At 47.8% G+C, this 15,838-nt stretch carries 10 protein-coding genes; 1 reads left to right on the top strand and 9 read right to left on the bottom strand.

The genetic code is table 11. The features are described from left to right. Positions 1 to 45: 45 nt before the first annotated feature. The 5 genes from IE165_RS12030 to IE165_RS12010 are packed head-to-tail and all read right to left on the bottom strand — an operon-like array spanning position 46 to position 7,618. The gene (locus IE165_RS12030) at positions 46 to 780 is read right to left on the bottom strand and encodes a 6-phosphogluconolactonase (protein WP_229826530.1); all 735 of its coding nucleotides are present in this window, start codon (positions 778 to 780) and stop codon (positions 46 to 48) included. A 20-nt stretch (positions 781 to 800) separates the two neighbouring features. Continuing rightward, positions 801 to 1,577, bottom strand: a complete 777-nt coding sequence (locus IE165_RS12025) for a glycoside hydrolase family 16 protein (protein WP_189626870.1) — start codon at positions 1,575 to 1,577, stop codon at positions 801 to 803. After that, on the bottom strand, positions 1,567 to 3,015 hold the full coding sequence (locus IE165_RS12020; protein WP_189626869.1) for a CBM96 family carbohydrate-binding protein: 1,449 nt from the start codon (positions 3,013 to 3,015) through the stop codon (positions 1,567 to 1,569). The genes IE165_RS12025 and IE165_RS12020 overlap by 11 nt, the downstream gene beginning before the upstream one ends. Positions 3,016 to 3,045: 30 nt before the next feature. Then, on the bottom strand, positions 3,046 to 4,506 hold the full coding sequence (locus tag IE165_RS12015; protein WP_229826529.1) for a RagB/SusD family nutrient uptake outer membrane protein: 1,461 nt from the start codon (positions 4,504 to 4,506) through the stop codon (positions 3,046 to 3,048). A 13-nt stretch (positions 4,507 to 4,519) separates the two neighbouring features. Beyond that, positions 4,520 to 7,618: a SusC/RagA family TonB-linked outer membrane protein gene (locus tag IE165_RS12010; protein WP_189626868.1), complete on the bottom strand. Its 3,099-nt coding sequence runs from the start codon at positions 7,616 to 7,618 to the stop codon at positions 4,520 to 4,522. Between the two features lie 414 nt (positions 7,619 to 8,032). Between IE165_RS12010 and IE165_RS12005 the strand changes: the two genes are divergently transcribed. After that, positions 8,033 to 9,076 (top strand): LacI family DNA-binding transcriptional regulator, encoded by a 1,044-nt coding sequence (locus IE165_RS12005; protein ID WP_189626867.1) that lies wholly within the window; start codon positions 8,033 to 8,035, stop codon positions 9,074 to 9,076. Between the two features lie 22 nt (positions 9,077 to 9,098). On the opposite strand, the gene IE165_RS12000 is transcribed toward IE165_RS12005, so the two are convergent. The 4 genes from IE165_RS12000 to IE165_RS11985 form a co-directional block, all read right to left on the bottom strand. Further along, positions 9,099 to 10,424: a sugar MFS transporter gene (locus IE165_RS12000; RefSeq protein ID WP_189626866.1), complete on the bottom strand. Its 1,326-nt coding sequence runs from the start codon at positions 10,422 to 10,424 to the stop codon at positions 9,099 to 9,101. 5 nt (positions 10,425 to 10,429) lie between these two features. Continuing rightward, positions 10,430 to 12,991 (bottom strand): family 20 glycosylhydrolase, encoded by a 2,562-nt coding sequence (locus IE165_RS11995; RefSeq protein WP_229826528.1) that lies wholly within the window; start codon positions 12,989 to 12,991, stop codon positions 10,430 to 10,432. After that, a complete protein-coding gene (locus IE165_RS11990; RefSeq protein ID WP_229826527.1) occupies positions 12,988 to 14,550 on the bottom strand; it encodes a beta-N-acetylhexosaminidase in 1,563 nt (520 codons plus the stop codon). Before IE165_RS11990 ends, IE165_RS11995 begins: the two co-directional genes overlap by 4 nt. Before the next feature lie 215 nt (positions 14,551 to 14,765). Then, positions 14,766 to 15,830, bottom strand: coding sequence for a LacI family DNA-binding transcriptional regulator (locus IE165_RS11985; RefSeq protein ID WP_189626865.1), 1,065 nt, complete (start codon positions 15,828 to 15,830; stop codon positions 14,766 to 14,768). Positions 15,831 to 15,838: the final 8 nt, after the last annotated feature.

Here is a 15,838-nt window from a genome sequence, read left to right as displayed (position 1 = left end):
GCTTTAATTGTCCAGCTATTGCGGTCTTACGCGTCGGCGAGAATTTTATTCCATGAAGGCCTCTTTATCGAAGAAGTATTGGCAGCTTTCATGTGTCCGCAAAATGGTAGCAGGCCATTCGGCGCTTATCGCGCCATGGATGGCCTGCCTTACCGCTTCCCGCTTGTGTTTGCCTACAACGACGCAGAAGAGGGCATCCGCTCGAAGCAGCGTGGGAATGGTTAAGGTCAGTGCTGTTTCAGGCACATCATCCAACTGTTTAAAACAGCCATCATTCACTTGCTGTTGCCGACAGACCAAATCGAGTTCGACAACCTTTACCAGCTTTTCATCTTCAAAATCAGCCACCGGTGGATCATTGAACGCCAAGTGCCCATTCTCCCCGATGCCTAGACACACGATATCGATAGGCGCCGAACCGATCAGCTTGGTTATGCGTTTCATTTCATCGGGGATACTGCCTACGGTGCTTATCGTATGCTTCGAGCGAAGCGTCACCTTGGAAAAAAGCCTCTCCTCGAGGTAAGTAGCAAACAGCTGCGGGCTTCCGGACGGAAGGCCGATATACTCATCCATATTAAATGCCACCACCTTGTCCCACAAGATCTTTTCCGATTTTGCCAGATAGCCCAACAAAAAATCCTGTGAGGGTGCAGCCGCAAAGATCATCCGTATTTCATCTTTTTGCGCCTGCAACGAGACGAGGTATTCCTCAACAGCTCGCCCTGCAGCCACGCCAGCTTCCTCTGCTGTCCCGGAAACATGGATGTTATCATTCATTACTGACATATTTTATTTTTCTATTTGATGTATTCAACCTTTTCAATGATCATTTCCTGTTCTTTCTTGTCGGAAGGTGTCTGCCCGCGAAACAGCCAAAGGTTTATCCGGAGCCGCTCGTCGGTATCGGGCGGGATATTCGTACCGGTGTAACGCCATGCCTGAATAAGATTATCCGTTGTGACTACCGCCGAGTGTCCCTGCACACTAAAGAAATCGATGTAGCTGGGCTGCCAATCAAACGCATGTGTCGACTGGAGCCCTTCCAGCTGCAGATTGTACCGCACTTTGTTGCCGGCACGTTCTGAGGGCTGTACGGCAAATTGGGCATCCATGTTGTTTGGATCAGACCACTTGGAAAACTCGATATCGATCTCCTCCTCATCGGTGCGATAGGTAAAAAGGCCTCCTACCACATGCTGATCCAGCTTACTGACATCACTTGCGACATAAAAAATATATTTGCCGTAGCTTAGGCTTTGGCGCAAGACAACGCCTGAACAATACCACAGCCCGCCTTTCTGCACAATCTTGAGGTGCAAACGCCCCTGCGCATCCACCCAAACGTTATCTTCCGAATCAGAAAATAAATTGGGTCCGGGTCCCTCCTTGGTTGTTCCCGTTTTGCGCACCAACCATTCGAATCCAGAAAAGCTGATGACGCGATCCGTAGGCTTCGGCAACTCTTCCTCATCCAATGCGGTCGAGGCAGAACAAGCACAAATCAAGGCCAATATGCTGCCTGCTTTGATCCAGTTTGAAAGCATTTTCTTCATCCCTACCGTCTTATTGCGCATAAATGTTTATTTGAATATCTTCCAATAGCGCACCGGCACGATCACGTGCGGACAGCACCAAACGATCTGTACCAGCCTGCTCGCCATCATGTATGAACAACAGGTTGTTCAAATCGATATCAGCCTGTGTAAAGCGTGCGCCAGCGCGCAGCGTGCTCGCACCGCGGATAAGCCATCCGCTCTGGGGAACTTGTTCTATGGTGTAAATAATATCACTGGCAGCAGCACCATCGATTTTGAGCAACTCCTCGCTGAAAACAAACACACCGCCACTGCTTACCGTGATATCATTTTGCGTCACGATCTCCAAGTTGCTTAGTCCCGAAGCAAGCGTAGCAATCAACATAGGTGGATTTAGCGTAGGGTGTTCCTTGGATGCTATATCATTAGTCTCATCGGCCCCTGCCGCGCCCTCGAGCATAAAAGACACCCGACCAGCGGCATTACGCGCTTTATAGTAATCCGTTATATCGAAGTTAAAGGTCGACACTTTGCTGGTGATGATACGCGCCAAAGGACTTCCTTGTGGAAAAACCGCATTGCTGAATTTAAGGCCGGCTTCTGTCCACGTTGTACTCGGTGTTTCGTACAGATCTAACGGCACGCCCTTAGCATGCGTAAACGATACAGCCAGCTGCAATTTCATATCGGTTACCACGCCATCTTTGGAGAAGTCGTCCAAATTGAACATCAAAAAGGCCTTTCGGTCGTAATCGCCGCTTCCGGTGATATGCTTTACGCGCAGCAAAGGATTGCTTCCAAAATTAAGATCGGACTCAAATCCACCATTCACAAATGCATCCGCAATCGGATAAATAGTATCTTGGACGAGGTCAGGATTGGGCGCATTTGTATCGCCTGTCGGCACGGCATAGTACACCACCGCATTGACGACATGGATAACGCCATTGGTGGGTTCTAAATTCGAGGTTGTTATTTGCCACTGCACACTTGTTCCTTCATTAATCAGCCCGATAAATGTACTGGTGTGGGATAAGTACATCACCTGGCCATTCGCTGTTGGGTAGGCGATCGGTCGATTCGCCGGCATCAGATCCGGATCGGTAAAGATGACCCGTGCGTTGACCACATGATAGCGTAGGAGATTACGCAAAATAGGGAGCGGCACATCCTGCACGCCGGCGTAGGCGTTTTCCCGTAGATATGTGCGCAGGGCTCTATTGTTGGGCATGACGAAAGTCCGCGCATCCGTACCGCTATACAAATCCTGCAATCCAGCGTAAGTTATGGCTTCCCGCAAGATGCTCAGCGAATCATTACGCTGCACATATTCCCATGCCGAAACGCCTAGCTTTCCGTCGACCCCCGAAGGTTGGTAGCTAAAATCTTCCTGGATCTCGCACCCTCCCATCAAAAACAGCAGGACGAAGCAGGGAGAAATCAATTGTATTATATTTTTTAAATGTTGCATCATCATAAAATTTAGCAAACAAAGCCAGTGCTTCGCTTATTTGTAAAAATCGTTTTGTTCAATATTCGGATTCCTATTGATCGCATCTTCATGTATCGGCCAAAAGATATTCTCCGCACTGGAAAGCCCATTGATCGGCTGCATGGTCTCTATGGCGCGCCCGGTACGGACAAGATCGAACCAACGATGGCCTTCGAAACACAGCTCTATTGACCGCTCATGCAAAATAGCCGATACCAAATCACCGTACAAACTAGTGGCACTTGCTACATCCAAGGCTTCCAATCCTGCGCGACGACGAATGGTATTGAGCAGGGGCAGTGCCAGATCCGCCTGATTTAGGTTGGCGTGTGCTTCTGCTTTCAACAGCATAATATCAGCCAACCGCAGCATTACAATGTTGTTGGCCGAAGGGTCTGCACTTTCGTCGTTGAAGCCTTCGCCAAAAAACTTCCAGATTTTGCGGGGCTGCGCTTGCGTGTTGTCCCATATTCGCGTTCTGCGGAGATCTCCGTCTTCAAACGAGTTGCGAAACGATTCGCTCGGGAAATAATCCGCATCGGAACCTAATGCATACAGGACCCGAAGCGCGTTCGTCTGCACCTCGTTGTAACCAACCTCAAAAATACTCTCCGTACTAAGGCCGCCTGCGAAAATATCGTTCCAGGCACTCATGGCGACCAGCGCATACAGGGAGTTGTCCAATACCCGGTCGGCAGATTCCACCGCTTCTGCATACTTCTTTCGCCACATGTATACTTGGGTTAGCAGGGCATCCGCGCCACCTTTAGTAATCAACACCCGATTGCGCTCGCCTCCGTAGCTTGCCGCACAGTTTGCGGAAGCAAATAGGAGATCCTCCTCGATTTGATCCAAAACGGCTCCGCTACTGGTTTTTGACACGAAAAGCTCTTGGTTTATGCTTTCATACGGCTCCAGTACCAACGGCACATCTCCCCACACCCGCACCAGGTAGAAATAGGCTAGCGCGCGGAGTGCACGCGACTGCCCCAGCAATTGATTACGCAAGGCGCTATCTTCGCTTTCGAATACCGTCGGGATGTATTTTATGGCATAATTAGCGCGACTGATGATAACGTATAAGTTGTCCCATCTGGCCGATGTGATAATAGGCGTCAGTAGATTTTGCTGGAGGGCAAATGGATCTCCCGCGTGGTTGGTCTGCACCGCATCGGCCCTTCCTTCACCCCAATAGGCAAAATTGAGCCTAAAAGCGGATTGCACGCCGCTATAGATACCGTAAACGCCGGCCTGCGCATCGCTGGCTGTTTTGTAAAAACCGTCTGCAGAAAAACTGCTGATCGGATCTTTATTTAATATCGAATCGGCGCAGGAACCCAGCATCGCTATCCCTATACTGCCGATAATACGTATCGCTAATGTTTTCATCTTGATGTCTTTTAAGTAGTATCTAGCAGCAAAGAGCCCAATAGCTGCCATTGATCGCTTGTTTTTGTTACTCTTGATAGTTTTCATGTTCAATCGCTTTTTAGAGACCAATATTTAATCCGAAAATAAAGGTGCGGCTCTGGGGGTACGATCCTTCGTCTACACCAACGCGGAGTCCTGAGTAGGAATTTACATCTGGATCAAATCCCGTATAGCGTGTCCAAGTGATCAGGTTTGTGGCTGTCACAAATGCGTCTACTTTTCGTAACCCAATGCGCTGGACCAAAGAAGGTGAAAAAGTATACCGGAAGTTCACGTTCTTTAGCTTGACATAGGAACCGTCTTCCACCCAGCGGCTCTGCACACGACTGTCCGACTGTCGCGGATCGTCCCGAACGGGTTTCGGAAAATTGGTCACATCGCCCTGTTGCCGCCATCTGTTTAGCGCATCTGTAGAAAGGTTGTTATAGCGAATAACGGAATTGCGTTGATGGTTTATTTCGCTATAGATATCGTTGCCCGTCGCAAACTGGAAGAACACATTCAAGGAAAAATTCTTGTAACTGAAATCGTTCGATATACCGCCGAAAAACTTCGGCTCTGCATACCCAATGATTTGCCGATCGTCCTGATTGATGATGTTATCACCATTCAAGTCATGCCATATAGGATCGCCCCCTTGGAAAGCCGGACCCGACGCACCGTGGGTAACGCCGTTAACATTATCCGCATCAGACGCATAGACGCCGTCGAAACGCCAGCCGTAAAACACACCGATCGGGAGGCCTTCTTTCAAGATGTGGTACGTACCATTTTGGATATAGCCATTTGTCAGCAGGTTTTCAGGAAGTGACGTTACCTTATTTCTATTCAAGCTGATGTTCAGGTTTGTGCCCCATCTAAAGTTTCCTTGCAGATTTTTACTGCTCAGCACAAACTCTGCGCCCCTATTCTGAATAGAGCCTATATTTTGTGTGATGTAACTAAATCCCGTCGTGTTTGGTATAGGCACATTATACAACAGGTCTTTCGTGTTTTTCACGTAAAAATCTGCGTTGAAGATCAGTCGGTTTGCGAGGAAGGCCAAATCGACCCCCGCGTTGTATTGCGTGGTAGTTTCCCAGGTCAGTCCGGCATTGGGCATTACCGTCGGAACAGCACCGGCAAAATCCAGGTAATTTCCTGCAAGACTGAATTCGCCTTGCGAGGTATAATCGCCAATGGCCTCGTTTCCGGTCATCCCTGCGCTGAACCGCAGCTTTCCATCATTTAGGAAAGTGAGATTCTTGACTCCCGCTTCTTCGGAAAAGCGCCAGCCTACCGAAGCCGATGGAAAGTAACCAAATCGCTGGTCGCGCCCGAAACGGGAAGAACCATCCGCCCGCAAATTCACCTCGGCTAAATACTTGGACATATAATCGTAGGAAACCCGCCCAAAGTAAGATAGCATGGCATGCTCCGACGCCACGTTGACCCCCTGATTGGAAATTACACCGGCAGCATTTAACGTCCGGATGTTATCGCTCGGAAAGAACATGCCGTCCAGCCCTGTCCGATCGTAACGCCATTGCTGAAAACTCATTCCCGCCACCGCGCCGAAATTATGCCCATCACCCAACTGCCTGTTGTAGCTGAAGTAGCTTTCGTTGCCCCAAGTCAAGTTTCCGGTGGACCGAACGGCACCGGTATTGTACCCTTCGCGGTAGTCTAGCGTAGAAGGCATAAACTCATCTTCCTTCATCGATGTATAGTCAAAATTAAGGTTACTGCGGAATTTAAGCCCTGGAATAATCTTGTATTCCAAGTATTGGCTACCGATCAAGCGATTGCTCTTATTGAGATGTGTAGCATACAGCGCAATCCCAACCGGGTTACGACGTCCAAGCGAGTAGCCATTCAATGATCCATCGGGTAGATACATCGACATAATCGGCGGACGGACAAGCAATTCACGAATAACGCTTAGGTTTCCTACGCCCCCAGCGTTGATCCGGTTGTTGGTCGCATTGGTGAAGGAGATACTTTGTCCAACGGTCAGCTTCTCCGAAATATCGAAGTCAACGTTTAGGCGGGACGTAATACGCTTATAATTGGAGTTCAAAATGATCCCATCTTGATCCATGTAAGAAGAGCTCCAAGCGTACCGCGTGCTTTTGTTGCCGCCGCGGACGGAAAGATCCACCTTATATTGCCCCGCAGGACGCATGAGCTCTTCCTGCCAATCGACATCACCGTTATTCATCGGATTGAGGGAATCAATGATCGTATAGTAGGGCTCCTCGGTTGTACCCAAATTGGTGTAGGAATCCAATATAAGCTGCCGATACTGACTTGCATTCAGCACACTCAGCTTACGCGTAATCGCGCTCACTCCAGATGTAACGTTCAGATTTACTTCAGCCTTGCCCTCGGCACCACGTTTCGTGGTGATCATGACCACGCCGTTTGCCGCGCGCGAACCATAGATCGCTGTAGACGCCGCATCTTTCAAGATCTCTATCGAAGCAATGTCCGTGGGATTGAGGTCCGCCAATGGGTTCAACCCAAAATTTTCGGAACCGTTCAGCGAAGAGATCGAGTTGGACTCTATGGGTATACCATCCACGACAAAAAGCGGATTGTTCCCAGCGTTGAGCGAGGAGTTTCCGCGCACCCGGATCGTCATCTCACCGCCCGGCGCACCCGAGTTGGATGTCACCTGCACACCGGCGGCACGCCCTTGCAGGATAGAAATGGGATCTTGCAGGGTCGTCTTTTCGATTTCTTCGGAACCAACCGACACGACGGAACCGGTCAAGTTCCGCTTTTTCTGCTGCCCGTACCCGACGACGACCATTTCCTCCAGCACATTGGTGGAAGGCTTTAACATCATGGTCACGGATTGTTGCTGGTTGATCGTTACGGTCTGAGCGACATAACCAATCATGGCAACACGAATCACGTCTCCGGCTTGCACACCGGGCAACGAGAAACGCCCCCCCTCGCCTGTGCTTGTCCCGCGATTGGTTCCCTGGACAAAAACATTCGCCCCCAACAGGGGCTGCCCATTGTCGGCATCCGTTATTTGCCCCGTAACCGTCCGGGTTTGCGCAGAAACATCGTGAAAAAACAAGAGATTGAAAACAAGAAAGACGCAAAGGCTTTCCAAAAACCGATTTCGTCTAGAAATAGGGTAAACTCGGCTAGTAGGTACATTCATAATGTAAAAGATTTCAGGTTTTGTAATCCGTAGTATTTTATACATCAAATGTAATCTATTGCAATATATTATGCAAATGATTGCATAATATATTTTTAAAAATAAATCAGTAATATCCATTTATAATTAGCAATATACGAGCTATTTGAGAATATAAAGCTATAAAAACGATATTACCAATACGATTAAAATAACTTAAAAAATGCAATTTTTATGCAAACGTTTGTTAAAAAGTTGAGCGATGATACCTTTATAACACCTCAACCATAAGCAATATGAGGGGATACGCTAAATGCCAAGAATATCGTAAAAGATAAATCAAAGATTTACCCTATATTAGCGATGCATTGCACGGTATACGTATGGCTACCAAGAGCAGGCACGGCTAAGCAACAATTTATTTTTGAGGGAAAAATGAAGCATAAAAAGGCGACACGCATTACCATAAAGGACTTGGCGCAGGAATTAAATTTGTCTACGTCGACCATCTCCAGGGCATTGGCGAATCATCCAGGAATCAGCGATCAGACGAAAGAACTGGTAAATGGGGTCGCCGATAGGCTTGGTTTTGCGCCGAATTCTATCGCGTCGAGCTTTCGCAGCAGAAAAACAAAAGCCATCGGCGTGATTGTACCACGCATCGATATCGACTTCCACTCGCGGGTGATCAGTGGCATCGAGGCGTTTGCGTATAAAAGTGGGTACCACGTCACCATCTTTCAATCACAGGACTCTTACAAGCGGGAGAAAGAGATCGTCAAGATTTTACAGACCAAAATGGTGGAGGGCATTATTGTCTGTTTGGCCATGGAAACCAAAAACTATGACCATTTCAAAAAATTGCTAAAATCGAAAGTGCCGCTGGTCTTCTATGACCGTACACCCGATAGCTTTGAAACAAACAAGGTCATGATCAATGACTTCGAATCGGCATACCTCGCTACAGAGCACCTTATCCAGCAGGGAAAAACCCGTTTGGCACACATAGCCGGCAACCAAACGACTGGCATCTTCAAAAAGCGGCTGGAAGGTTTTAAGGCGGCCATCGAAAAAAATGGACTTGTGGTTTACGAGGATTTGATTTTGGAGGCGCAACATTTAAGCTACCAAGAAGGCGTTGACTGCGCCTGCAAGATACTTGATTCGTCCATCCGTCCTGATGGAGTTTTCTGCGCGAACGACTACACCGCAGCTGCTGTTATACAGACGTTGAACAAACGGCACACAGCCATCCCGGAAGAAGTTGCGGTCGTCGGTTTCAGTAATTACCCTATAGCCACCATCGTAGAGCCCCACATCACAACCATCAATGATCGGGCTTTCCAAATGGGTGAAGCAACAGGGAGGCTACTCATCCAACACATTGAAGAAGATGAAATCGATGTGATCGATTATCAGGTTATTACCCTGAAAACCGAACTTATCGTACGCGAATCGACTGCGGAGAAACGTCATTGATCGTTGCAGCCTTATCTCCGATCTATCTCGCCCTTTTCCAATGCGTGATCTTATGTCCACGGAAAGCATAGAAGATGAGGTACATGTAGCAAGGCACAAGAACCCAGTAAGCCTGTTTAAGTCCGTAGATATCCGCCAAATAACCATAGAGCAGCGGCATGATGGCATTTCCGCATAACGCCATGATGAGCAAAGCCGCACCAATTTTCAGGAAGCGGCCTAAATTGGATAGCGCCAAAGGCCAGACGCCGGCCCAAATCATGGAATTTGCAAAACCTAGCAGCACAACAAACCAAACGGACGGCGAGGTCTCGTGCCCTAAAATATGGACGCTTCCATCCGAAAACAGCACCAAAAAACTGAAACAGAGCCCTGCCAAGGTGCACAGTTTCAACGCTGATAGTTGGCTAATAAATCGCGGGACACACCAAATACCTAACAGGTAACCGACAATCGTGGCGGTAAGTGTGTACGAAGGAAAAACCTTTGCTTCCAAAAACGGTATGCCGGTAGCGGATACATAGTTGATGATACTATCCACAGCGATGACCTGTGAGCCTACATGGAAGAAGATAGCTATACTTCCCAAAACAAGATGGGGAAAGTCCATGATCGTCTTTTTATGTGCGTTGGATAAGGAAAGTCCTTCGTCCTCCACATCGGTATCAATCTCTGGCAGCGGAGAGTACCGAATAAAGATCCCTAGTAGCAACAAAACTATCGCCACGATGCTGTACGGTAATATAACCCGTGCGATAAGAGCATCCAACGCATTTTCTTTAGCCAGCCCTTCCATTGTCTTTAGTTGTTCGAACAAGGCATTGTCCGTGGGCTTCAGTATGACCGCTGCAAAAAGCAACGGAGCCACGATACCTGCAAATTTATTGCATATACCCATGATGCTAAAGCGTTGTGCGGCGCGCTCCTTATCTCCCAATACGGTGATATAGGGGTTTGCCGCTGTCTGCAGAATAGCCAATCCTATACCTAGCGTAAAAAGCCCAGCAAGAAACAGCCCGTAGACACGGCCAAAACCGGCAGGCACAAATAGTGCGGCTCCGAACGCCATGATCCAAAACCCATACATCATACCGCGCTTGAATCCAATTCGTTTCAGGAGGTAGCCTGCCGGAAGCGACATCACTAAATAGGCGATGTAAAACGCAAATGCAACAAGATAGGATTCAAAATGATTGAGCTCGCAGGCGATCTTGAAGTACGGAATAAGTATGGCATTGATCCAAGTGACGAAACCAAAAATAAAGAATAACAAACCGATAAGGGCAATGGAAACGAGCGCCTCCCTTTTGGTTAAAGAGGCCGCGGATACAGCTATTTGTTTTTTCATACCCATTACTCCTTGATTTGATCGACCACAGTTAAGGCGCCTGATCTGCCCAAGCTGTTAAACGCAGCGAACACCAGCCCTTTTTGATTAGAAAGAGGCCGCTCGTATGCCGGACTATCTGCCGAGGGCGCTGCGCCGTTTGTTGCATACCGAATGACAAAGCCCGGCAGTTCACAATTTGCATGCACCAATCCGTCCATAACCTTTACGCCCACAGAAGGGATGCGGTATTGGAAGCCTCCTGCAACGAAATCAAGTTTAGGAAGTTCTTGCTTGCCCACTACCTGATAGAAATTACCGAGGGATTTGGCAAACAGCAGCTTATACCGTCCGGTGTCTGCCTCCGTTTCCCAAACAGCTTCCTGCGCCCAAGCTTTCTCCGCAAAGGCCAATAACCTTGGAAAAAGAAGATATTCCATTTGCGCGGGGCTTTTGACGGTTTCGGACCACAATAGCGCCTGTAGGCCGACAATATTGCGCTTGCCTTCTTCCGTCAATTGCGCTGCCCCTTGAAGCGTTGCCTGGCTTAAAGGACGATCCAAATAATTTAGCTGTTGATTCTTGAGGTAATTATACGGAATAAAGCTGTAGGGTTTTTCCAAACCGATGAAACCGCCCCAATAAAAACCCGGTTCATCAAATTTTTTGTAATACGCCATGTCCATATAAAAATTGCTGACGAAAGAAAGGACTACTTTATATCCGGCATTGGCCAATCTGTAGGCCAAATCTTCATTCCCCAACAAATTGTTCCAAACATTGAGGTGTATGTTGTGGCTTTTAAAACGATCATTGGGAATCCATTTCTTCTTGCCCTGTGCGTCCGAGACTTTCCGCAATCCGACTTCTTCCCAACCGGACATATAAAGGTTGCGCGCGGCCAGAATCTCGTGCACTTTGCCAAAATAATAGTCCCAAAGGTCGTCGGCGTTGTGCATGCTTGCATCCGCGCGCTTCAATCGTTCAAAGGCGGGTGATTTTTCCCAAACACCTTGGGGCACTTCGTCTCCACCAAGATGCACTGTTTCCAGCGGCACACCGGCTTCGTCGTACATCGCCAATAGTTCATCGACCACTACTGCTATAAAAGAATAAACCGAGGGCATAGACACGTCCATCACATTGTCATTCCATTTTTGCACCGAGCGGTAAACGGAACGATCACCCGCATCACGAAGCAGATACTTTGCAGCCTCCTCCAGTTTTCCTTGTTCCGCTAATCTTCGATAGCGCCTTTCCATGGCCTGTATAGCTGCGCGTGCATGTCCCGGGGTCTCCACTTCTGGGATAATCTTAATATGACGTGCCGCAGCATACCGCAACAGCTCTATAAAATCGTCTTTCGAATAATATCCCGATCCGGGAAGTGCATCCACGATGGGCCCAGATCCGTAAGATGGCGGCAAATGTGCACTCTGGTCGTTGGCGAGGTCTCCACGTCTCCCGCCCACCTCGGTCAATTCCGGTAAGGCGGGAATCTCTAACCGCCAACCTTCATCGTCGTTTAAATGAAAATGCAGCGTATTTAGTTTGTAGAGTGCCATGACATCCAAGACTTTCTTAATTTGTTGCTTGGACTGGAAATTCCGCGCCACATCAAGCATCAAAGCTCTTCTACCAAAACGAGGTACATCAGCGATGGATACGGCAGGAAGGGATTTGGGGAGCCCATTGATTTTCTGGGCATAAAGCATAGATCTTAGGCTCTGCACAGCATAAAAAGCGCCGCTATTGCCTGCGGCATAAATATTAATCTGATCCGGTTTCACCTCGAGTCGATACGCTTCATCGGCCAAATCGTCCTGCTTGTAGAACACAACGGCATGCTTCGGAACCTCTTTGACACCCGAGAAAAGAGGAAACCGCTGCCCCAGCAAAGTCTGAAATAAGGTATCCAACAGCTGGGCCTCAGCGGCGAAAATGGGGTCGAAGAGAATGGAGGTGTGTTGGAACTGGTATGCTCCTTCTGCTACCTGATATTGGCTAGGGGATGGAAAGACCGTTGGAAAGACTGAATCGGTGTTGAACGGGATGCTGCTGTTTTTGGCAAATAGCCTCTGGGGAGACATTTCCACATCGCCGCCCACACGAAAAAACTTACGGTCATCCGCTGGAGGCAAGATTTTAACCGCCGGCAATGGCTGGGTGCGTCCATCGGCAAACTTGATGTAAAAGCCTTGCGGCGCATCATTGGCGTTGACCAACCAAGACGCAGAAAGCATTTCATACCGGATACTATCACCAGGTTTCAGCGTCCGCTGCTTTCCTTGGGGCTGCAGCGTGAACAGATCGCCATTGCGATGCGTCACCTTGATGTTTTTCTCCTTTTCTTTGCCTGTTATTATCCGTATGAAATTAAAATAGATCCCCCAATCACCTTTTAAGGTAAGGGCACTCTTGTTCTTGATCTGCAAGATCGACAACGCCTGCTCCTTTCCCAGATAATTATTTTCCAAAGGTTGCCAGCTGACTTCAAGTGCTAACGTATCGGGCTGCTGACAAAATCCATACTGCACAAGCGACATCCATGCAATAAAAAAACAGATCACTTTCATGGGCTTATTCATTTTCTCTCTTTATTTCTGGATAGACGTGCGTGTAAAATTCTAATCTTGCTATTCCTTAATTCATTCTCCTGCTGCAATTCGGCCGGATACAAGACTTTACGATTTAACTGCACAAAGCGTTTGTCCAGACTTGCCGTATCCAAGCGTTCCAGCTTTTTCAAGACGGCCGGGATATCCTTACTGGCAAAGCTCAGCGCATTTACGTCTCGTTCTATAGCCGCGTGCCGGAGATATTGCAGGCGGATATCAGCCATCAACCGGTAGTGCTCAAATTCCTCTTTATTTTTCTTTGGCTTAATCTGGCTCAAGGTAGCGGATATCCATTCGGCACTATCGAGCAGAACATCGAGCGAAACATTGGAACTACTGATTGTACCTTGATTGATCTCATAAGGAATGGCCTTTAATGCGCTCCAAAAAATAGTTGCTTCCGAGCGAGGCAACCCATAGGTGTTGTCGGCATAGCGGAACACAAACTGCTCGATATCGATCGGCTCGGCTTCTTTCAAAGCCTCTACGTATGCCGCAATAAGCATGTTGAAGCCAGCGATGGGATATACGCGGCGGATGGCATACAGGTCTACGATATCACGCGTAGTTTCCCACACCGGCGAGTAAAGTCCAGAAGTGGACCACGAGGTCATCACCATTCCCTTATAACCGAATTGGCGGGCCAAAGGCAAAAAATCCCGAATGTTCGCAAAGTGTTTTTCCCACTGCGTCAGAAAATAGTTGTCCGGATGGCTCCGAATGGAAGGGGCACCCCAAATCTCGAATCCGCTCTTCAACAGGTTATCATGTTTGCCAAACATGTTAACGTCCCAACCATAATTCCAATCTACAAATACCGTTTGCTTGGGCAGCCCTTTCAAAGCCTCGGGGTACTTCATAGCTATATCCGCCCATAGGACAGGCCTTTTGCCCAAGCTCACCACGATATCGCATAGCAGCTTGATGTAGTCGCCATATAACCGACCTTTGCCCACGGCTTCCACTTTCTTTTTGGAGGCTTCTGAATGCCCTAGGAGATAGGTTTCGTCACCTCCGATATGAATATAGTCTGATTGATGGGTAGACACCAAATCGCTGTACAAATCTGTGAACAGTTCTTTGGCAAGCTCTTCTTTCAAGGGGTTGATTTGTGAATAATCTTTCTGATCTTCACGCAGCTCCTTGTACCTGATATGGCGAAGAATATATTCGACATGCCCAAAGCTCTGCTGCAAGGGTATGACGTCCAATTTCAAGGTCTCGCAGTAGCGTACAAAATCCGCTATTTCCTGTTTATTATAGGCAAAGCGATTGGCAATTAGGGGATGCTTTTCAAAAGGATAGGTTCCTTCCCACTCCATGATCAATGTATTGATGCCGCTTTGGGCCAATTTTTTTGCAAACGACTTCAGACCTTCTATCGGCATCACTTGAATGCGCAGGTCCAAATGAAAGCCTTTTACCAAAAAATCTTGCGGAGGCAAATCTTTCGACAGGGCTGTTCGCTGCATAAGAAGCGTCATCGTACACAGCATTAAAACGAATGGCATTAATTTGTTCGATTTCATTATTTATTATCTTTTATTGATCCCGGTAATATACCCCCTCGATATGTCACAGGTCAATCCAGTTAGCTTACGGTAACGTTACCGTTAATCTTGCAAAAAAAGAAGGCAACTATGCACCTTCATCGATTCGGTAACGTTAACGAATATAGTAAAAAAGCTATTTGTATACAAAAAAAATTAAAAATTGGGCTACCGAGCCACAGTCTTTAGCGATCCTATTTTCCGTAAGACTTCAAGTTTTCTTTGGTGACCAAATCGATCGGCATAAAATTTACCCGATCCATATCAACGTCATAGATCAGCTTGCTGCACAGTCCTTTTATTGCACGATAACCTTGTTCAAATGGTTTCTGACAAATCAAAAAGTCTATGGTTCCACGCTCGAGGTAATTGATATTCTCGGGAATAAAATCGTAGCCTATCAATATCTTTTCCGCGAGCTGCTGTTCTTCCATATAGCGTGCCACCGACGCAACACGCGAGTTTGTGACGAAAACAGCATCCACCGGCGGCATTTCTTCTCGCTTTGCATCGAGCGCTTTTGCTATTGCAGAATAGTTGGTATGGCGAATATCGATTTTATACAACTCCTGTTTCAATCCATTCGCGGATAGGTAGGCCCGCAACCCTTCTTCTTTCCGCAGGAGATGATGATGTGTGTCCAATTCCTTCGAAATATTGACCAATAATATATTCCCCTTAGGCAACAGGTAACGTAATAGATGTCCACCCATTTTCCCACTTTGAAAAAGGTCAGGGCCATAATACCAACGGTTATCATGTGCTGGCAAGTCCGAATTGATCAGCACACACGGTATCTTCTTTCGATCACAGGCATCGAGAAACTGTTGCGCCCGATCCACAAACATCGGCGCTAGAACAACAGCAGCATAATCGCCGCCTAGCACCTTACAGACCTGTTCTTCGAAAGTGTTCACCTCGTCCTGATCGAATAAAAATTCGTGGATAGCAACGCCGTATGCTGCAATTTCCGCTGCCGCTTTGTTTATTCCTTGGCGTGGGAGATCCCAAAAGGCCGACTCGGCCGAGGCGCTCGGGATGAGCACGGCAATCGACATGGTTTTATTGGAGGACAGGCGGCGCGCAAAAATATTCGGCTGATAATCCAGCTCTTTAATGATCGTTAAAATCTTCGCCTTTGTTGCAGGCGAAACACCTGTTCTATTGTGCAAAACCCGGTCTACGGTAGCGATGGAAACCCCTGCCCTTCGTGCGATTTCTTTCACTCCTGTTCCGTTCTTTTCCTGTTCTTCTTGCATCTTACCCC

Origin of the sequence: Sphingobacterium griseoflavum (assembly GCF_014653155.1) — a bacterium.
In the GTDB taxonomy this organism is placed as follows: domain Bacteria; phylum Bacteroidota; class Bacteroidia; order Sphingobacteriales; family Sphingobacteriaceae; genus Sphingobacterium; species Sphingobacterium griseoflavum.
This window is presented reverse-complemented; position numbering and strand designations above follow the sequence as displayed.